The sequence below is a fragment of the Alishewanella maricola genome, assembly GCF_016343785.1.
GTDB classification, from domain to species: Bacteria; Pseudomonadota; Gammaproteobacteria; order Enterobacterales; family Alteromonadaceae; genus Alishewanella; species Alishewanella maricola.
This window is the reverse complement of sequence record NZ_JAEINI020000004.1, coordinates 149,464-168,757: the sequence shown is the minus strand read 5'-3', so window position 1 is coordinate 168,757 and position 19,294 is coordinate 149,464. Positions and strand designations below refer to the sequence as shown.

The 19,294-nt window shown below is 43.3% G+C and carries 15 protein-coding genes and 6 tRNA genes; 8 read left to right on the top strand and 13 right to left on the bottom strand.

From position 1 onward, the window contains the following. Positions 1 to 67: 67 nt before the first annotated feature. Together JAO78_RS07920 and JAO78_RS07915 are read right to left on the bottom strand one after the other, a co-directional pair. Positions 68 to 2,554 (bottom strand): ABC transporter permease, encoded by a 2,487-nt coding sequence (locus JAO78_RS07920; RefSeq protein WP_226750834.1) that lies wholly within the window; start codon positions 2,552 to 2,554, stop codon positions 68 to 70. Further along, positions 2,544 to 3,248, bottom strand: coding sequence for an ABC transporter ATP-binding protein (locus tag JAO78_RS07915; RefSeq protein WP_226750833.1), 705 nt, complete (start codon positions 3,246 to 3,248; stop codon positions 2,544 to 2,546). Before JAO78_RS07915 ends, JAO78_RS07920 begins: the two co-directional genes overlap by 11 nt. Between JAO78_RS07915 and JAO78_RS07910 the strand changes: the two genes are divergently transcribed. Beyond that, positions 3,247 to 3,855, top strand: a complete 609-nt coding sequence (locus tag JAO78_RS07910) for an arylesterase (RefSeq protein WP_226750832.1) — start codon at positions 3,247 to 3,249, stop codon at positions 3,853 to 3,855. The two genes, JAO78_RS07915 and JAO78_RS07910, sit on opposite strands and share 2 nt — an antisense overlap. A gap of 23 nt (positions 3,856 to 3,878) precedes the next feature. On the opposite strand, the gene JAO78_RS07905 is transcribed toward JAO78_RS07910, so the two are convergent. The 7 genes from JAO78_RS07905 to JAO78_RS07875 form a co-directional block, all read right to left on the bottom strand. Then, positions 3,879 to 5,180 (bottom strand): hypothetical protein, encoded by a 1,302-nt coding sequence (locus JAO78_RS07905; protein WP_226750831.1) that lies wholly within the window; start codon positions 5,178 to 5,180, stop codon positions 3,879 to 3,881. 752 nt (positions 5,181 to 5,932) lie between these two features. Then, a tRNA-Glu gene (locus JAO78_RS07900) sits at positions 5,933 to 6,008 on the bottom strand. A gap of 11 nt (positions 6,009 to 6,019) precedes the next feature. Beyond that, positions 6,020 to 6,095: transfer RNA gene (locus JAO78_RS07895), tRNA-Ala, on the bottom strand. A 52-nt stretch (positions 6,096 to 6,147) separates the two neighbouring features. Beyond that, positions 6,148 to 6,223: transfer RNA gene (locus JAO78_RS07890), tRNA-Glu, on the bottom strand. A gap of 25 nt (positions 6,224 to 6,248) precedes the next feature. Then, positions 6,249 to 6,324: transfer RNA gene (locus JAO78_RS07885), tRNA-Glu, on the bottom strand. Positions 6,325 to 6,355: 31 nt separating this feature from the next. After that, positions 6,356 to 6,431: transfer RNA gene (locus JAO78_RS07880), tRNA-Glu, on the bottom strand. 13 nt (positions 6,432 to 6,444) lie between these two features. Further along, positions 6,445 to 6,520: transfer RNA gene (locus tag JAO78_RS07875), tRNA-Ala, on the bottom strand. Positions 6,521 to 6,757: 237 nt separating this feature from the next. On the opposite strand from JAO78_RS07875, the gene JAO78_RS07870 reads away from it, so the two are divergent. Next, positions 6,758 to 7,756: an ExeA family protein gene (locus JAO78_RS07870; RefSeq protein ID WP_226750830.1), complete on the top strand. Its 999-nt coding sequence runs from the start codon at positions 6,758 to 6,760 to the stop codon at positions 7,754 to 7,756. A 72-nt stretch (positions 7,757 to 7,828) separates the two neighbouring features. On the opposite strand, the gene JAO78_RS07865 is transcribed toward JAO78_RS07870, so the two are convergent. From JAO78_RS07865 to JAO78_RS07850, 4 genes are read right to left on the bottom strand one after another with little or no spacing between them, the layout of a single operon-like run. After that, positions 7,829 to 9,463, bottom strand: a complete 1,635-nt coding sequence (locus tag JAO78_RS07865) for a porin family protein (RefSeq protein WP_226750829.1) — start codon at positions 9,461 to 9,463, stop codon at positions 7,829 to 7,831. Next, on the bottom strand, positions 9,438 to 10,298 hold the full coding sequence (locus JAO78_RS07860; protein ID WP_226750828.1) for an XrtA-associated tyrosine autokinase: 861 nt from the start codon (positions 10,296 to 10,298) through the stop codon (positions 9,438 to 9,440). The genes JAO78_RS07865 and JAO78_RS07860 overlap by 26 nt, the downstream gene beginning before the upstream one ends. Next, the gene (locus tag JAO78_RS07855; RefSeq protein WP_226750827.1) at positions 10,295 to 11,881 is read right to left on the bottom strand and encodes an XrtA system polysaccharide chain length determinant; all 1,587 of its coding nucleotides are present in this window, start codon (positions 11,879 to 11,881) and stop codon (positions 10,295 to 10,297) included. Before JAO78_RS07855 ends, JAO78_RS07860 begins: the two co-directional genes overlap by 4 nt. A gap of 49 nt (positions 11,882 to 11,930) precedes the next feature. Continuing rightward, entirely contained in the window at positions 11,931 to 12,569 is a 639-nt protein-coding gene (locus JAO78_RS07850) for an XrtA/PEP-CTERM system exopolysaccharide export protein (protein WP_226750826.1), read from the bottom strand. A 250-nt stretch (positions 12,570 to 12,819) separates the two neighbouring features. On the opposite strand from JAO78_RS07850, the gene JAO78_RS07845 reads away from it, so the two are divergent. From JAO78_RS07845 to JAO78_RS07820, 6 genes are all read left to right on the top strand, one after another. Then, positions 12,820 to 14,238 (top strand): TIGR03013 family XrtA/PEP-CTERM system glycosyltransferase, encoded by a 1,419-nt coding sequence (locus JAO78_RS07845; protein WP_226750825.1) that lies wholly within the window; start codon positions 12,820 to 12,822, stop codon positions 14,236 to 14,238. Positions 14,239 to 14,344: 106 nt separating this feature from the next. Beyond that, positions 14,345 to 15,271, top strand: a complete 927-nt coding sequence (locus JAO78_RS07840) for a glycosyltransferase family 2 protein (protein WP_226750824.1) — start codon at positions 14,345 to 14,347, stop codon at positions 15,269 to 15,271. 68 nt (positions 15,272 to 15,339) lie between these two features. Then, entirely contained in the window at positions 15,340 to 16,467 is a 1,128-nt protein-coding gene (locus JAO78_RS07835; RefSeq protein WP_226750823.1) for a glycosyltransferase, read from the top strand. Beyond that, positions 16,460 to 16,969: a serine O-acetyltransferase gene (locus JAO78_RS07830; RefSeq protein WP_226750822.1), complete on the top strand. Its 510-nt coding sequence runs from the start codon at positions 16,460 to 16,462 to the stop codon at positions 16,967 to 16,969. The genes JAO78_RS07835 and JAO78_RS07830 overlap by 8 nt, the downstream gene beginning before the upstream one ends. Positions 16,970 to 16,971: 2 nt before the next feature. Then, positions 16,972 to 18,117, top strand: coding sequence for a glycosyltransferase family 2 protein (locus tag JAO78_RS07825; RefSeq protein ID WP_226750821.1), 1,146 nt, complete (start codon positions 16,972 to 16,974; stop codon positions 18,115 to 18,117). Continuing rightward, positions 18,114 to 19,286 (top strand): hypothetical protein, encoded by a 1,173-nt coding sequence (locus tag JAO78_RS07820; RefSeq protein WP_226750820.1) that lies wholly within the window; start codon positions 18,114 to 18,116, stop codon positions 19,284 to 19,286. Before JAO78_RS07825 ends, JAO78_RS07820 begins: the two co-directional genes overlap by 4 nt. The last annotated feature ends 8 nt before the right edge of the window (positions 19,287 to 19,294 follow it).

The following is a 19,294-nucleotide window of genomic DNA, read 5'->3' as shown; positions in this document are numbered from 1 at the left end:
AACAAAAACCCCTAACAGATTATTAGGGGTTTTTAGTTTTAGCAGTTTTTGTTGGCTTACCCAGCCATTATCCTTGTAGCACTCGGCGGATCAATACCGCACCTGGCACTTGCAATAAGCGACGTAACTGCCACCAGCCCAAAGCAGACACTAGCAGCGCACCACTGAGCGGCCCCATCCACCACAGCGCGTAATGAAAGCTAAAGGGTAATTCAAACAAGCGCTGTTGCAGGGTTAATAACAACACTTCTGCCAGCACCGTGGCAAACAAACCCGCTAACGCCCCCAAAAAGGTAAACTCTAAGATCAACGCATTGCGTAAAAAAGCATAACGCGCGCCAAGGGTACGCAATATGGCTAACTCTTGCTCGCGTTGCTCTAGGGTTGCTTGCACTTGTGCTACCAGTACCAACGCCGAAGCCAAGATAATTATCAGTAATATAAAGCTAAGTGCGACGGTGACTTGCGCAATAATGTCTTGCACCTGTTTGATTATCGCCTCGACACTTAATACGGTGACCGTGGGCATCAAACGCGCTAACTGATTAACGAGCTGATAGCGATCCGGCTCGATATAAAACGCCGTGATGTAGCTCGCCGGAAAACCTGCTAACAAATCAGGGCTTAAAATCATGTAGAAATTTGGCTGCAAGCTGTTCCAATCTACCTGCCGAATGCTGCTGATCTTTGCCGAGACCATTTGCCCGCCAATAGAAAACTGCACCTGGTCATCTAATTTCAAACCTAAGCGCTCAGCGAGTTCTTGCTCTACCGACACCTCACCGCGACTTTCAGTTGAAAACCAGTTACCACTTAAGATTTTATTGGCTGTAGGTAGGGTGGATAGCCACGTTAGGTTTAACTCTCGCCCAACCCCCGTGCGTTGTTCAGTGCGATCTTCTTTTGTGGCTTCATCGCGCATTTGCTCTTGGTTCACTTGCACTAAACGCCCCCGCACCACCGGATAAAACGGCTCAGATTGCAGTTGATGCGCTTTGGCAAAGTCTGCTAATTGGCTACGCTGCGCTTCGCTGACATTCACCAGAAAGTGATTGGGAGCACCTTCTGGGATCTGCTGTTGCCACTGTCCAATTAATTCGGCGCGCACAAAATACAGCAACAACGCCAAGAACAAGGCTAAAGAAAAAGTAATTAACTGAAAGCTATTCGCCCATAACCTGCGGCGTAAATTGGCCAGTGCCAGCTTGCCAGCACTGCTTTGGCCCGCGGCTACCGGTTTAGCGGCTTTCACCATTAAGGCTGCGATTCCTAATAGCGTACCGACGAACACCCCACAAACTAAAAACAAGCCGATGCTAATTAACCATTCACCTGAAAATAGCCACATTAAACCGAATACCGCGACGGCGCCGGTGATAAATTGCCAACGATCAAACACCAGCTGCTGCACTGGTTGTTTTAGTACTTGGATCGCTGGGGTGATGGTGAGTTGCCATAAAGGCCGAGCGGCAAACAGTAAGGCACATAAAATACAGGTTAGGCTACCCAGCGATATTGGCCGCAAACTAAATTCAGGTCGAAAATCGCCAACATACAACACAATGGCCGACTCGACCCCAAGCAAAGTTAACTGCCCCAGCAATAAACCTAAGCCAAGGCTAAATAGCACCACTAGCAGTAAATGACTACAATAAATTTGCCGCACCTGCGCGGTGGTTGCGCCGAGGGCTTTGATAATAGCCACGGCTTGAGCGTGGCGCTGACTATAGCGGCTTGCGGCTACTGCAGCAGCACAGGCGGCTAACACGATACCTAACAAACCGGCTAATAATAAAAAGCGCTCAGCCCGCTCTAAGGCGCCACCCACAGCTGTTTGCCGATCACGATTGCGCCAACGCTCGTGCACCGACATTAAGGGCGTTACCTCAGTAGCAAAACGGTCTAATTCAGCATTACCACCGGCAAATAAATAACGGTAACTAATACGACTGCCCGGCTGCACAATACCGGTCGCCGCCACATCGTCAATATGCATAATGACACGCGGCGAGCCGCCAAACACACTTAAAGGCGCATCCGGTTCATTAACAATAACCCCAGCAATTTGTAAGCGGCTGCTGCCTAATTCAATGTCATCACCAACAGACACCTCAAGTAATCCCAGTAAACGCGGTTCAACCCAAATTTGCCCGGGCGTTAAACTGCCTAATTCACCACTAAGCACGTTATTTGATTTATGCAGTATCAACTCGCCCCTTAGCGGGTAAGCCGTGTCGACAGCTTTGATTGTCGCCAATTGCATTTGTTGTTCACTAAACAGCATGGAATCGAACTGCATTTGCTGCGCCACTTGCAGCGTTTGCTGCTGGGCTAGGCTAATAATTTCTGGATTAAATGGCTGACTCGAGCCCAAAACGCGATCCGCAGCAATAAATTGCGCACTGCGCTGCTCCAGCGCCACCCGCACCGTTTGGGTAATACCACTGAGGCTTACTACGGAGAAAACGGCTAAAAACAATGCAAAAGCAATAACCCATAACTCACCACGTTTTAATTCACGCCAAAATAAGCGCCAGGCAATACTAGCCCACATGAGCAGGCTCCTCTGTTTCGACAAAACGCCCGGCTTGCATTTTTAACTGGCGCTGACAACGTGCAGCAAGTTCTGCATTGTGCGTAACTAACACCAAGGTGGTGCCTTGTTGCTGGTTTAATTCAAACAATAAATCTTCAATACGCTGGCCGGTCGTGGCATCTAAATTGGCGGAAGGTTCATCGGCAAATAAAATAGCCGGCTGCGTAATAAAGGCGCGGGCAATCGCCACGCGTTGCTGTTCACCACCCGATAGCTGCGCTGGATAAAAATCTGCACGATCTTGTAAGCCAACCTGCTTTAACAGGGTTAACGCGCGTTGCCTTGCCTGCTTATCCCCGGCTAGCTCGGCGGGTAAAGTAATATTTTCAATAGCGGTTAAACTGGGTAGCAATAAGAACGATTGAAACACAAACCCCACATGCGCCGCGCGGATCCCGGCACGGTCATCTTCAGATAAGCGATGTAACGGTTGCCCGGTTAAAAACACTTCACCGGCACTGGGCACATCTAAGCCGGCCAATAAACTCAATAAGGTCGATTTGCCTGAACCAGACGCACCAACAATGGCGACAGTCTCGCCTTGATTGATTGTCAAACTAATATCATGCAGGATAGTCAGTGATCCTTCGCTAACATTCACCCGTTTAGCTAGGTTAACCGCTTTAATATGAATTTCAGGTAGTTTAGTCATGCGCATCATCTTATGTTTTGTATTGTTTATTATTAGCCAGAACGCTCTGGCCCAAAAGTTCATGATCCTTGGCGATAGCTTAAGTGCGGCTTATGGCTTACAAGAATCGCAAGGCTGGCCCGCCTTACTGGCCGAAAAAACCGAGCTCACGCTAATTAACGCCAGCATCAGCGGCGAAACCACTGGTGGCGCCCTCGCCCGTTTGCCTGCACTTCTGAAAGAACATCAACCCACTTGGGTGTTAATTGAACTTGGCGGTAACGATGGCTTACGGGGTTTTACGCCACAGCTTATCGAAGATCAATTGCAACAAATTATTATCACAGCCAAGCAGCATAATGCCCAACCGATACTTATGCAAATACGCATTCCACCCAACTACGGACCACGTTACGTTGAGCGCTTCACCGCGATCTACCCTGCACTCGCCGAGCAACATCAGATCCCGCTATGGCCGTTCTTTATGGATGAGATTGCGATTAAACCTGAACTGATGATGCAGGATGGTATTCACCCGACGGCTGAAGCACAGCCGTTGATAAGAGATATTATGCTGCCCCTGCTGGCAGAACTAGAAAGTACAATCGAGTTAACACCCACGCCTTAAACGGTTTACTACAAAACTAAGCCTTAGTTTTCAGACATTTTGAACAGCGTTAACTTTGCCAAACGCTGTTCAATGATGTTATCTAATTCAATATATCGGCTATCGGTTAAACTACCGAATTGATTTATAAAGGCCTCTTCACTAAGCCCTTCTGGTAACTCACTAATCGATGGAAAAAATGCCTGTTCAAACTGTTCAGTAGAAAGTTGTCGAACCTGCTGCGGATCAATATTAACCAACTGTTGCACTAAGTTGATACCCGCTTTATTTGCGGCCATATCAATAAAGCTAAAACCACTACCACCTCGTCCTGCATCGTTGATTTCTTTTAAAGAGCCAATTTGTTCGGCTAAAAAGGCATTTCCCAAGTTTTTAAATACGGCTGAGTACAAAAAGTGCAGGGGCAAATCTCCACGACCAGATAACGTCACTCTCGGCAGTTGAGGTACCTGATCTGGCGTCAAGCTGGTATTGGCATAACGTGCAAAGCGTTTGTTACCCAACCCCACCGCTAAAGCCCAAAGCGCACTGATATATTGCTGCTCTAAGTCAGCGTTGTCGGCACGATGCAAGGCAAACTTAAAAAGGTGCTGCATATAAAATGCTAAGCGACGCTCATTCTGATTACTCTGGTAAAGCCGAGATAGCTCGTCGAGATACACCTGAATATCTGGCGCCGGATTTTTGTTGGCACTGAATAAAGAAGATTGCAGGCCTTGTTCAGCATAAAGCTTAGGATTTAACTCAACGTTAATGGGTTGCGATGGCTTACGGCTAAAAGAAACTTGCTGGTTTGCTACTTGCCCCATGCTGATTAATTGCAAAATTTGTTGATCTGAGGGGGAATCAAGCAGCGCGTGAATACTGGATTCAAATAAGAAATGAGCAAACCGACTAGGAATGGTAACGCGTCCTAATTTACAATCTTCAACTCTAAAACCCTGCGTTGTCTCATTAAAAAAACAGGTCAGCGGAATTAATCTTTCGCTAAAGATACCTGGCAAGGCATACACCAAATGCACCACTACACCGGAGTCAAAAATAGAGCCGTGAAAAACGAAGGGTTTTAGCGTGTGACTCGCGACATTAAACATGGCATCTAAATTGGCTTGGGTCAGTGTTATCGTTAAATCAGCCGAATCGCTTTTTAATTGACGAATGCTTGAAGAGAGCAAGTTTTGCGAAGACACCACATCGTTACTGGCTAGGTTGCGTTGCTCAACTTGCCCCGGCAAAGTAAACAACCAAAACAACAGTATTAGCAACAATGCCACAATTGCTATGGTTTTGATTAAAGCCCTAACCAGCTTTTTAACCACTCGCATTTTATAACCTCTAAAGCCGCTAACACTAAGAATCAGATACGTAAATTGCGCTGCAGATTAGCATATTTTCAGCAATAAATGCGAAATGTTCACGATAGAAAAAAGGAACAATATATTAGTCTTTAACAACCGGATTTTTGAGTTGTGAGTTGTGAGTTTTGAAGGATGAATAAAGATGACTTCCCCTAGGGGATTCGCTCCCCGGCTTCCGCTGTACCAAGACAATAGCGCGGTGTCCGCACCGCCATCACGGCGAGTAGGAGTTTTGATTTTTAAAGAGTAAACAAAGATGGCGTCCCCTAGGGGATTCGCCCCTCTGCTTCCGCCGTGCCAAGACAATAGCGCGGTGTCCGCACCGCCATCACGGCGAGTAGGAGTTTTGAGTTTTAAAAAGTAAACAAAGATGGCGTCCCCTAGGGGATTCGAACCCCTGTTACCGCCGTGCAAAGACAATAGCACGGTGTCCACACCGCCATCACGGCGTGGAAACAATTAAAATGCGTAGGAATTAGTTTGAAATTGGCGTCCCCTAGGGGATTCGAACCCCTGTTACCGCCGTGCCAAGACAATAGCGCGGTGTCCGCACCGCCATTCACGGCAACAGAATATGATATTTATTTGATTTTAAAGTGAGGATGGCGTCCCCTAGGGGATTCGACCCCCTGTTACCGCCGTGCAAAGACAATAGCGCGGTGTCCACACCGCCATCACGGCGTGGAAACAATTAAAATGCGTAGGAATTAGTTTGAAATTGGCGTCCCCTAGGGGATTCGAACCCCTGTTACCGCCGTGAAAGGGCGGTGTCCTAGGCCTCTAGACGAAGGGGACGCACTGGAAATTGGTGGAGCTAAGCGGGATCGAACCGCTGACCTCTTGCATGCCATGCAAGCGCTCTCCCAGCTGAGCTATAGCCCCGAATATAATAGAATCGAGTCTGGGATGGTAACCATTAAAAATAATGAATTAATGGCGTCCCCTAGGGGATTCGAACCCCTGTTACCGCCGTGAAAGGGCGGTGTCCTAGGCCTCTAGACGAAGGGGACATAACAGTGAAAAGCGTGACTGAATTGGCGTCCCCTAGGGGATTCGAACCCCTGTTACCGCCGTGAAAGGGCGGTGTCCTAGGCCTCTAGACGAAGGGGACGCTGTAACAGTCTGAAAAGTGTAAAATTTAGTGGCGTCCCCTAGGGGATTCGAACCCCTGTTACCGCCGTGAAAGGGCGGTGTCCTAGGCCTCTAGACGAAGGGGACGCAATAAAATTTTTGGTGGAGCTAAGCGGGATCGAACCGCTGACCTCTTGCATGCCATGCAAGCGCTCTCCCAGCTGAGCTATAGCCCCACACTTTTCTGTGCCAACTCTAAACTAAGCTTATCGTCGAACACGGGGCGCATTCTAGGGTGGTGCCTCAAAAGTGTCAACAGTTTTTTATAACAGCCCGATTGTTCGAGTAAATTTTAAACTATCACCAACCTTAATCATGTTTAAACCATTAACACGCTTTTGTTTAGTGTTAGCCTTGAATTTTGTATACACTACGCTTTGTTTACCGATGAAGAGCTTCTGGAAGGATTAACGATGTACGAGTCATACTATGGATTTACAGAGCGGCCTTTTCAACTCACGCATAACAGCAATTGGTTTTTTGCTAGCCGTTTGCATAAAAAAGCGCTTGCTTATTTACAGTATGGTTTAACCCAAGGCGAAGGCTTTATTGTTATCACGGGTGATGTTGGTACTGGCAAAACCACGCTGGCCAGTCAGTTACTATCTATGCTCAATCAAGATGAAATTGTTGCCAGACAAATCGTAACTTCAAAACTACAGCCTGACGATCTTATTCGGATGATCGCCAGCTCGTTTAATCTTAAAGTTGAAGAAAACAACAAAGCCAGCTATCTCGATGCTATCTACATATTCTTAAAACGCCTGCATTCACAACATCGCCGCGCATTGCTTTTAGTCGATGAGGCGCAGAACTTACCTTTAGAGTCGATTGAAGAGCTGCGCATGCTATCGAACTTTCAAATAGACGGTAAGCCACTTTTGCAAAGCTTTTTACTGGGGCAAAACGAGCTTAACCCCATTATTCAAGCACCCAATATGGAACAGTTTCGGCAAAGAATCATTGCCTCAAGCAATTTGGTGCCATTAATCGAGGTAGAGACCAAGGAATACATACAGTTTCGTTTACATATGGCTGGCCTAAATCACCCGCTGTTAGAAGATGACTGCTTCTCACTTGTGCAAACGTTCAGCCGCGGTATTCCCAGGCGCATTAACCTACTGATGGACCGCGTGTTATTGCTTGGTTATCTGGAGCAACATAAAACGATTAGTGCAGAGCATGTACAAAGCGTGATTAATGAGATCTCCGAGGAAATTGCTCACCAAGCACCTGCCAGCCCACAAAATATTAAAAGTGAAAGCGAAGCGCCAGCAGCGACATCACCCTCGCCTGCCGCGCTTGGCAGTGCTTCAGTGCAGCAGTTATTAGATGAGTCTTTAGAGCAGAAACTTAAGTTAATAAAAGAGCTTGATGAACTGATTCTGCAACGTCAGCAACAAGCAAAATAAGCTACAGCTACCGACACACATAAAAACGGCGCTTAATGCGCCGTTTTTATTTTAAATACAACACGTTTAACCTTAGAAACGATATTGATATTCTAACCAAACCCGATTCTCAGCATTATCAAATTCTGACTGGTTTGAATCACGATCTAACCTACGAAAAGCTAGCCTTGCAGTAGAATGTGTATTGATAGTACGTAAATAACTTAATGAGGCAGACAAGTTTTTATCTGTTCTTAATTCAGTTATGTACTTAGTGTTGTAATGCGTTACATCAAACAGCAGTTTGTTATGCTCGTTAAGTAACCAAGTTGCCTGCACACTGGCACTTTGATTAGTATTGGCCGCACCTGTTTCTACATATTGGGTTTCACTGTCTGAAAAAAGCAGATTCAACGCTAAACGATTTTTGCTGTAAGCGATGTTGATACTTTCGCTTCTTACTTTTACCAGCTCTTGACGCAATTCAGCGTTGTTAATACTGACCTGCTGTAACGACTCACCAAAAACAGGCACATATTGATTTGTTGGAGGCTTAAAGCAAGCATTAAAGTCTGATGCACCATCAGGGCAAACAAATACACCAAGATCTTCTAATTCATTATCGAACAGATTTTGCGTTCGTACATTTTCAGAAACACTTAATCTCACCGACAAGAAACGCAAATCATACTTACCACTTAAGCGCATAGTTCGACCAAAATAGCGGCGGTCAAATGAACCCTCTAAGCTGGTTCTGCGGCTTAACGCTAATAAGAAATCTGACGCGACATAGGTGTCTGTTTCTGTTTTTTGGTCAAAAGCATTGGAGTCGCTACGGTTCATCGTTAAATTTATACGTGACTTCGCGCCAAAACGGTATTCCACGCCGCCGCCGAAATAGTCAAAACTATTATCGTAAATTGAGCCATTATCCGCTCTTTCAGCCCCTATACGACCAAAAAACGAAAAATTTGGAGCAAAAGGCACACCAACAGCAATGTTATACAAACTACCTGAAATGTTATTACCTAAATCACGCTCTGTTTCTTGTAAACTTGCTTCAAATAACCAAAAGAAATTTAGCCCGCGATTATTGGTACCTAACCTTAAATTGGCATTATAGGTATCGGTATCAAAGTTAGTAAAACTATCATCAACAATACTTGTTGCTGCTTCAGATTTACGATATTGCACTGCAATATCAGTGAGATAGACAGCTGAGGGCGAATTACTATAACGAACTTCAGTGCCATAACTATTCGCTTTACTAAGATTCTCTGCACCAGTAATTTTGTCAGAAAAAATACCCAAACGGCTATTTCTCACTAAATAGTTTTGTTGCGCGTTAAGCTGCCAAGATAAACGTTTGTTTAAAGCGGTAATTTGGTTCGCAAATTGAAATTCGTTATAACTGCGGCCATCACGTTGGGCATCCTCATAAGCAACGGATTCATGTTGCCAAACCAATTGTGTTTGCATATTGGCTGACTGACGGTTAAAAACTAAGCCTGGAGATAATTCCCAAGCCGTACCATCATCCGTCTGATCCGACTCGGTAGTTTCAATCTGATAACTATGTAACGCCGTTTTAAATAACGGCGTTACCTTGGTCTCAGCAGCGCTTAACGCTGTTGGCAATAATGCAATCGGCAGTAGCAACAACAGCGAATGCAAACTCGCTTTAACAGGAAATTGTTGCTTGTTATTCCGCGCCGTAATAATAGCCATAACCATATCCTTTGCCCTGATTTCGGTGGGCTTTGTTGATAACAAAACCCACAGCAAGACTTTCTGGCAGTAATGAAGCTGCTTGATCAATCTCAGAGACTTTAGACCGATTCTCTTCTACTACAATAATTGCTTGACCACACATTGCCGCTAACACCGCAGTTTCATTCACACCAAGTAATGGTGGTGCATCAAAAATAACCAGACGATCAGGATAACGCTCGGCAAACTCTCTCGATAATTTCAGCATTTTTTCACTGGCGAGTAACTCTGTAGATAAATGATGCGGTCGGCCTGCGCCAATAATTTTTAAACGTTCTACATTGGTTGAGTAAATAATATCTTCCACACTTAAACTATCCGACAATAAATAATCAGTAAGCCCATGCTCTAAAGTTAAATTCAACGTTTTGGAAACTGACGGGCGCAGCACATCGGTATCAACCAGCAAAATAGTTTTATCTTGCTCTAACGCCATACTCAATGCCAAATTTATAGAAGTGAAGGTTTTACCTTCGCCTGGCCGCGAACTCGAAATTAACACTAGATTGGGATGATGCAATGTAGTACTTAATTGCCCAAACGCATTATTAAGAATTTTTCGCTTGATCACGCGGTATTCTTCATTAATCAAGCGCCGCTCTGCGGATAAACTGACAAAGTTCTTTTGGCGCAGCCCGTCAAGATCTAAAGTTATTAGTGGCTTAGCAGACTTTTCTTTATGTACCTTTTCGGTTGTTGCAGCGTCAGTAACAGTATCTGCTACAGAGGCTGCCTGTGGTTGGTTTTGTTGATTGGCTTGCTGTTGCTGTATTGCTTTTTCAATTAAACTCATTGGATAACCCTCAACAACATTGCTGCAGGCTTACCAAATAGTAACTCGTTCACCATCAAGCCCATATATACCATCAACAACATACCGCTTAGCATAATAAAATAAAACAAATGCGTTCTGCTCACTTTTTGAATTTGCTTTTTATTGGTATGCGATACCACACCAAACACCGGAAAGGCAGAAATGCTTCTTAATTGCGCAGCACTGGTTAACACCGGTGACAATAAGTTTCTTAAAAATGCCATGCCCACACCAGCACCTATGCCCGCAAAAAGAGCTAAAGTATAAAATACTAAGCGTTTAGGACCAGAAGGTAGCATTGGCACTCGTGGGGGGTCTATAACACGGAACTGGCCTTCTGACTCTGTTGAGTCTACCTTACGTGCCATTTCTGCCGACTCACGACGAGAGAGTAAGGTTTCATATTGCGCTCGGTTAGTATCATAATCTCGGTTTAACGCAGCAAATTCAGCTTCTACTTGTGGGATTAAGTGCAGACTATTTCTAAGCGTTTGAATTGTTTCCTCTAGCTTGTTAATCAAGATTTTTTTAGAAACAATTTCAGACTCAAAACTAGAAATGCTGGTTACCAAGCTTTGGTAAAGCGGGCTTTGCATGAGTAAAGCGGCGTTAGTTTCTGACATACCACCGGTTTCTTTTAACAAAGCAATTTCATCTTTGCGTTGTTGTTCTAACTGCTCAAGTAAACGAGTAAATTCAACAACATCGGGATGATTTTCAGTAAAGCGTAATTTCAAAGTAGATAACGTACTTCGTACTTCAGCAATTCGAGCATCAAACTGTGTGGATGGCGCTCGCCCCTCACCACCTAGGCTGGTTAATTCATTTATGTCGCGCTTAGCGCTTATTATCCGTTGCTGTAACTGCTGAATCTCAAGTTCCGCACTTGATTTCTCTGCTTCGGCTTGACTAATTCTATTGTAATAATTAGCCTCGCCCCCTTCCAGAATAGTCATCTGATTACGACGAAACTCGGAGCGTTTTCGTTCAGCTTCGATCAGACGACGTTCATATTCCTCAATTTGCGCGGTAATGAATCGCTCAGCAGAAAGTTGATCAGAGCGGTTAGTGCCTAAACGTGTTTCAATAAATACACTTAACATTTCTTGAACAACTTTTAACGCTAATTGCGGGTCACTATTTTCATAAGAAACGGTGTAAATGTTTACTTCACGCCGACCGCCTTGCACGGTAAGCTTGATGCTTTTTTCCAAATCATCAACAACTTTTTCAAAGTCTTTGCTGCTTAAAGCGACTTTACCTAAATCGGTTTTACGCGCAACGTTTTCAAGATTAGGCCGTGTTAGCACTAACCGAGCTAAGGCCTGCACTTCCATCTCGGCATTACGATTAACCGTGAGGCCACGAAGTAACGGTTCTAAAATAGATTGCGTATCAAAATAGACCCGCGCATCGGCTTGGTAAACCGGTGGCATCTTATAAATGGCAAACCATGCAGCAGGGCATATTAACCAAGCTGTAATAATGACATATCTACGACGGATCCAAATACCATGCAATTGAATTAACAATTGCTCAATAGCCTGGTTTAACTCCTTCATGTACTACAAACTCCGTGATGCGATAAGGGTAAAAGCCCAGCGCTGTCGATTAAAACCATGCTTCAGGAACAATAATGATGTCACCAGGTAAGATATCTACGTTAGCGGAGATTTCACCTTCACGAACTAAGTCATCTAAGCGGATGTTATAAGTACGTTGTGAACCATTGGTGGTACGCACTAATTTAGCATTATTGCCATCTGCAAATTCTGTTAAGCCACCTACCGTAATCATTACATCGAGCAATGTCATGTACTGGCGATAGTTAACGGCTTGCGGATTGAGTGCTTGGCCAATTACGCGAACTTGCTCGCTGTAAGGCCCAACAAAATTATTCACTGACACTGTAACAACTGGATCACGAATGTACTTAGCTAAAATAAGCTCCATGTCACGCGCAAGTTGCGTAGGAGTTTTACCGCTAACCTCTACATCCTCAATTAAAGAGGTAGAAATTTTACCGTCGGGTCGAACAATAAAATTGCCAGAAAGCTCTGGGTTACGCCAAACGAAAATAGTTAAAGAATCATCAGGACCAATCAAATACTGATAGTTATCAACAGAGGTCGTGACTGAATTCTGCACTGATGCACGAGGCAGAGTACTATTTTGGGCGCAACCGCTAAGTAGCAAGGTTACCGCAACAAGCGCGGAGAAAGTAGTTTTGGCGTTTAACTTGTTATTCATAAAACGTGTCCTTGTGTCTAATGCATCATCAATATAACTAAAAGTTCGTCATTTAGCTGCTTTTTTTGAAGGTTAATTTCAAAAACGCAACTAGGAATTCAGCTTTAATTCAGCTAGATTACTGATCGACATCTAACTAGTTTAAAGGTACTATCAATGCAATGTCTATTTATATTACCTAAACCGCCATTCGTGATGTTTATCGCTGCGCAAAACGAGTCAAAATACCAGCAAGTACCAAGGATGTGTTATGTTCAGCACAAGGATTAATCGCTCTAAAGTATCAGATAAAATACTGATGTTGGGCGAAATCAGCTTAATTTTACTATCAGCCCATCTTGGTTTTATCCTGGCTGACTTCGTTTTAACAGAACCTATGGTATCGCTAACCCTGGAATGGGAAATGGTGTACATCGCTGTTTTCACCTTTTCTACCATGCTTTGCACACTTTCCTTAGGGCTTTATGATCACAAACTGCGTGAAACGAGTTCAGGTATTGTTAAACGCGTATTTCTCACCCAATGCTTCAACGTTTTATTTCTAGAATTTATTATTTTTAACATCGCCGATCACATTGATGTGGGTTTTATACCTTTATTAATTTCTTCCTTGATTACGGTAGTGCTTATCAGCAGCTTCCGTACGTTTTTTCAATATCACGACTTAGTCAGGCTTAATCGCCGCAGAATCTTAGTGCTGGGCTCTGGCGAACGCGCAGCTATTATTGAAAACAGAATGCGTCGCGATGTAGACCGACGTTATTTCGACTTAGTAGGTTTTGTGCGCATTGAAGGGGATAAAGAAGGCTATATTCCTGAAGATAAACTTATCGACATAGACTATTTAAACGACTTATTTACGTATGCTGAAAAACACAAAATTGAACAATTAGTGATCGCCTGCGATGAGCGGCGCAATATGTTACCTGTAGATTTGTTGTTTAAATGCAAAACACGCGGCATTGATGTTACCGACATTCTCGACTTTATTGAAAGTGAAACAGGGCAAATTGCTGTAAACCTTATATACCCAAGTTGGGTGATTTACTCTAATGGTTTAGCACGCAGCAAAAAGTTTAGAACGAATTTAGATTATCGCTTAAATGCCATCTTAGCCATATTCACACTGCTACTAACATGGCCCATCATGCTGTTCACTGCCTTTTTAATTTATTTAGAAGATGGCAGAAAAACCGGAGCCCCTGTGCTTTACCGCCAGATTCGTGTGGGTTTTGATGGCCAACCGTTTCATATCATTAAATTTCGCAGCATGGGTATTGATGCCGAAAAAAACGGCGCGCAATGGGCTACCACTGATGACGTGCGCGTCACTCGCGTTGGCCGTTTTATCCGTAAATATCGTGTTGATGAGTTACCGCAGTTAATTAATGTGCTTAAAGGCGAAATGGGCTTTGTAGGCCCGCGCCCAGAACGGCCTGAGTTCGTTGACCAACTGGTTAAAGATATCCCCTACTACGCCCAGCGCCATAACGTTCGCCCCGGCTTAACTGGCTGGGCACAGTTGAAATACCCTTATGGTGCGACAGCAGAAGATGCCTTAGAAAAATTAAAATTCGATCTTTACTATATCAAGCACCGCAGTTTGTTACTTGACCTGACGATTCTGATTAGAACTGTAGAGATTGTAGTTTTGGGTAAGGGCAGATAACAATATAGACATTTGTTGTGCTTGCTAAGTTGTATTTAACTTTTAGGCTTAATACTGTGAACCAATTTAATGGTATTTAAGACAAGCAATTTTATGGAATTGTAAAATGCAAACTAAATTGCTTGTAGCTATTATTACTTGCCGCAGACCCCAAGGCCTTACTAGATTAGTCAACGCTTTGTTAAAACAAAGATTGAGCCATTCGACAGCTGAAATTTTAGTTGTTGATAATGCATGCCAAACTGAAATCGCAAGTTTAATCAATCAAATATCCGAAGAAGCGCCGCTCAAAATACATTATCAACAGGAAGCAGAACCAGGTATTGTTGCTGCACGAAACAACTGTACTCGTTGGTTTTTAACCCGCGATTATGATGCATTAATATTTATTGATGATGATGAGTGGCCTGCGGCAGAAGATTGGTTGGAAAAATTAGTAGCAGCTCAACTTAAATACAAATGTGATATTGTTACTAGTAATGTAATCTCTGTTGGTGAAACTGGCACACCAAACTGGGCAACGCAACTTTTATATGGCGAAAATCATTTAACAGAAGGTCAGCAAGTTAAGATTTTTTATACTAATAATCTTTTACTCAGCAGAACTGTTCTGGAAAAGTTTCAACCCACCTTTGATAGGCGTTTTGCCATGACGGGTGCAAGCGATTATCATTTTGCCCTGCGCTGCACTCAAGCCGATTACAAAGCCTACTTTACTGAAGCGCCCGTAATTGAAGAATTTCCAAAATCTAGAGCCACCCTAAGTTGGTTTTTACGCAGAGGTTTCCGCTCAGGCATTGGTTATAGTCGAAGTCATCGGTTTGAAGAAAGCGCAATAATCGCTTTAGGCCGTTGTTTACTCATGTTTTTAGTTAGGCTCGGTTTCGGTTTTATAAAATGCATACAAGGTGCACTGACTTTAAATAAAAAAGTCTGGATAGAAGGGTTATTCAGATTTGCTTCTGCTGCTGGCACAATCGCAGGTTTGTTTGGTATTAAACATAATGAATATAAAAAAATTCATGGGGCCTAATAGTTTGGTTCAGATAGTTACTCTAGATTTTACAGAAACAAATTGTGTCACAAGCTGAGAATGAGAAGATGAAAAAAGAATCCGTCTCTCTACTGGCTATAACTAATTTGTTCCCAGTACCTTGGGCACCTCACCGTGCCAGTTTTAATCAACAGCAGTTTGCCTTGCTTGCGGAACAATTTCCGTTTCGAATCATGATTCTTGTTCCTTGGTTAGAATGGCTAAAACATCGAAAAGAATGTAGCAATAACACAGAGCGTTGCTACGTGCCCTACTTTTACTTACCGCGGTTAGGTCGTAGGTTAACGCCTTATTTTCAGGCTATTTCGCTTTGGTTAAAACGCAAATGGATAAAGCAAAGCAATCCTAGCCATATTATTGCTTCTTGGGCTTATCCTGATGCCATTGCTTGTTTAATGTTAGCCGATAAATTTAATGCCAAGGTGCTGGTGAAAGCGCATGGTACTGATGTTAACGAAAATACTGAATTTCCAGCTCGCCGAAAGCAGATGGCACATTGGCTCAACCGATCACAAACGGTGTTTTGTGCTAGCAAAGCGTTAGCCGATAAACTGATTGCCACTGGCATTGACCCGGCTAAGATATGCGTGAATTATAATGGGGTTAACCCAAACATTTTTTTCCCTGCAACAACAGAACAGCAAACAGCAGATATAATATTTATTGGTAATTTATTAACCACAAAAGGCGTTTATGAGTTATTGGATGCTTATAAGCAAAGCCAAGCTAACAGCTTAAATGAACACTTTCCGGCGTTACACTACATTGGCCAAGGCCCTGAAAAACAAAAAATAGCTGAGCGAATCCAAGCACTTGGGTTAGAGAAGCAGGTATTTTTACATGGTGTTTTACCCTTAAAAGAAGTCGCTGAACGGTTACGTACAGCTAAATTATTAATACTTCCAAGTTATCGTGAAGGTGTACCTAATGTGGTGTTAGAGGCATTAGCCAGTGGCGTACCCGCCATTGCCACTAATGTAGGGGGGATCCCCGAAGTGGTTAGCGAAGAAACAGGCATCTTAGTCCCCGTAAAAGATAGCACGGCATTGAGCGCTGCAATAGACAAAGCTCTGCAGCACCCTTGGTCAAAAACTGCCTTATTAGAGCATGCTAAGCAGTTTAGTTGGCCAAAAAATATTGGTACCTTTATTAGCCGGATGAATTTAGATGCGTAATTTTTTACAAGATATCCGCTATAAACAGCAGTATTTTCAACAGCAAGGCTATAACACCTCACTTCTTCGGGCCTTTCTAAGTGATGGTAGCTCTGCTAATTTTTTATATCGATTAACAAGTTGGCTGCAGTGGCACCACCTTCAGCCGCTCGCCTTAATCGTTTTATGGCTTAATAAAATACTAAACAGTTGCATGTTGGGCGCAGGATGCCGCTTTGGCCCTGGGCTAATTTTGATGCATCCTGTCGGTATCATTATTAATTCTAAAGTAACGGGTGGCGACAACATTATTATCCAAAGTGGTGTAGTGATCGGCGATGAAAGAGGCAAAGCACCGGTGCTTGGGCGCAATATCTTCATTGGCGCAGGTGCAAAAATTATTGGTGATGTGAAAATTGGTGACAACGTAAAAATTGGCGCAAATGCCGTAGTAGTTAAGGATGTACCCGATAATGTAACCGTAGTTGGCATCCCAGCCAGAATAGTCAGTAAGCGAGCTTAATAATGAATGTTTTTTTATTTTGGCTAAGCATAAGCTTATTACTCTATACCTATGTGTTATACCCAATATTATTAAAATATCTGGCAAAACCCACTAAGCCGCAACCTCAAACGCTAAAACATTGGCCAGACGTTGATGTGATCTTGTCTGCCTTTAATGAAGAGCTCTGTATCACTCAGCGGTTAGAGAATCTGTTAGCGCAAGATTACCCGGGAAACCTGCATATCTTAGTCGCATCAGACGGCAGTAGTGATAACACTGCAGTATTGATCAAAGCTTTCAACGATGAACGTATAACACCTTACTGTTTTGAGGAAAATCGCGGCAAAATTGCCGTGTTAAACGACTTAGTAGCAAATGCTAAGGCAGATTACTTAGTACTAACAGATGCGAATACCGAATTTGCTCCTGATGCTATTCGGCAACTCATTTTAAGTTTTACCCCTGATATTGGCGCCGTTTGCGGTGAACTACACCTGGTTACCGAAGGCGGTAATCAAAATAGTGACGGTTTATATTGGCGCTACGAACAATTTTTAAAGCGGCAAGAATCAACGCTCGGCGCCCTACTCGGCGCTAACGGTGCCATATACGCGATTAAACGCGAGCTATACCAACCGCTAGCTGCAAACACTGTTGTAGATGATTTTTGTATTGTGATGAATATCAAAAAACAACATTACAATATTGTGTACAATGAAAAAGCCATTGCTTACGAAGAAGTTGCGCCGTCCTTACAAGATGAATTTGGTCGCAGAGTAAGAATTGGCCTTGGCAATTACCGCGCCTTTAGCAGTACCTTATGGGCACTATCACCGACACAAGGTATCTTCAGCTTGTGTTATTGGTCACATAAAGTTTTACGCTGGTTTGCACCGCACCTGATGTTACTTGCCTTAATCTGTAATATGTTGCTTATCAGCTCATCTTTGTATCTCACACTGTTTATTGGGCAAATCAGTTTTTATACTATCGCAGTAATAGGCACCTATCAGATCAATAAAGGTGCTAAGGTGAGTAAGTTTATTCAAATAATCAGCTTTTTTGCCTCAATGAACTTAGCATTAGCCTTTGGGTTTGTTCGTTTTATTCGTAACAACGAACGCGGTGGCTGGAAAAGAACAGCAAGACAAGGAGAAATAAAATGACAGTGGTTTTGCTGTTTATACTATTAATGGCATTAATACTAGCCGCCACTTATCTTGTGCTGAAACGCAAACATATGTACAACTGGATTGGCCCTTATCTTTGGCAATGCTTAAAACCGAAACCAAAAGTTGAAGGCACAGTTCACATAATGTTCTGCTTTGTTGACCACTTTGAGCCACAATGGAAAAACAAAAACGATATCGAACTGGAGCGCACTAGAGTCGATCGTTGGTATAACGATTACCCCAAAATGGCAGCAAAACACCGTGATGCCGATGGCCATTATCCAAAGCATGTTTTCTTTTACCCTGAAGAAGAATACCGGCATGAGCACTTATCCAAACTTTCTGACCTTTGTGCTAGAGGTTTTGGAGAGATCGAGATCCATCTGCATCATGACAATGACACCGCAGAAAATCTTAGCAAAACACTCACTGGCTTTGCCAAAACATTACACGAAAAACATGGCGCATTACCGATAAACCCTGCAACAGGGCAAATTCAATATGCCTTTATCCATGGTAATTGGGCACTTGATAACTCCTTGCCTGGAGGTCAACATTGTGGCGTAAACAACGAGCTTAAAGTGTTAAAAGAGACAGGTTGTTACGTTGACATGACCCTACCTTGTGCTCCGAACCCGGCTCAAACCAGTAAAATTAATAGTATTTATTACGCCACAGGCCAAGACGGCAAATGTAAATCGCATAATAATGGCATCGATGTAGAGGTGGGTAAAACCGCAACAGGTGACTTAATGATCTTACAAGGCCCCATTGGTTTAGACTTTAAATGGCGTACGCCAAGCGGTATGCCACATATTGAAAACAGTGATGTTCGCAGAACTGCCCCCCCCTTGAAAAGCAGAATAGATCAGTGGGTTAACAGTAACATTCACGTTAAAGGCCGCCCAGAATGGGTATTTATAAAAGTACATACCCATGGTGCACAAGAAGGCGACATGGAAACTTTATTAGGTGAGCCACGCGACTTTTTGCATAGCTACCTTGAAACAAAATACAATGATGGCCAAGAGTATGTTTTACATTATGTATCAGCACGTGAAATGTATAATATTGCCAAAGCAGCAGAAGCTGGTAAAACAGGAAATCCAAACAGCTATCGTGATTTTATATTAAAAAAGCCCAAATTCAAATTTAAGGTTTAATATAAAAA

Coding starts and splice junctions, on each gene's coding strand:
- JAO78_RS07835 (WP_226750823.1), top strand. CDS start 15,340: ATGAAAAAAGAATCCGTCTCTCTACTGGCTATAACTAATTTGTTCCCA.
- JAO78_RS07830 (WP_226750822.1), top strand. CDS start 16,460: ATGCGTAATTTTTTACAAGATATCCGCTATAAACAGCAGTATTTTCAA.
- JAO78_RS07845 (WP_226750825.1), top strand. CDS start 12,820: ATGTTCAGCACAAGGATTAATCGCTCTAAAGTATCAGATAAAATACTG.
- JAO78_RS07860 (WP_226750828.1), bottom strand. CDS start 10,298: ATGAGTTTAATTGAAAAAGCAATACAGCAACAGCAAGCCAATCAACAA.
- JAO78_RS07870 (WP_226750830.1), top strand. CDS start 6,758: ATGTACGAGTCATACTATGGATTTACAGAGCGGCCTTTTCAACTCACG.
- JAO78_RS07920 (WP_226750834.1), bottom strand. CDS start 2,554: ATGTGGGCTAGTATTGCCTGGCGCTTATTTTGGCGTGAATTAAAACGT.
- JAO78_RS07910 (WP_226750832.1), top strand. CDS start 3,247: ATGCGCATCATCTTATGTTTTGTATTGTTTATTATTAGCCAGAACGCT.
- JAO78_RS07850 (WP_226750826.1), bottom strand. CDS start 12,569: ATGAATAACAAGTTAAACGCCAAAACTACTTTCTCCGCGCTTGTTGCG.
- JAO78_RS07820 (WP_226750820.1), top strand. CDS start 18,114: ATGACAGTGGTTTTGCTGTTTATACTATTAATGGCATTAATACTAGCC.
- JAO78_RS07865 (WP_226750829.1), bottom strand. CDS start 9,463: ATGGCTATTATTACGGCGCGGAATAACAAGCAACAATTTCCTGTTAAA.
- JAO78_RS07905 (WP_226750831.1), bottom strand. CDS start 5,180: ATGCGAGTGGTTAAAAAGCTGGTTAGGGCTTTAATCAAAACCATAGCA.
- JAO78_RS07825 (WP_226750821.1), top strand. CDS start 16,972: ATGAATGTTTTTTTATTTTGGCTAAGCATAAGCTTATTACTCTATACC.
- JAO78_RS07855 (WP_226750827.1), bottom strand. CDS start 11,881: ATGAAGGAGTTAAACCAGGCTATTGAGCAATTGTTAATTCAATTGCAT.
- JAO78_RS07915 (WP_226750833.1), bottom strand. CDS start 3,248: ATGACTAAACTACCTGAAATTCATATTAAAGCGGTTAACCTAGCTAAA.
- JAO78_RS07840 (WP_226750824.1), top strand. CDS start 14,345: ATGCAAACTAAATTGCTTGTAGCTATTATTACTTGCCGCAGACCCCAA.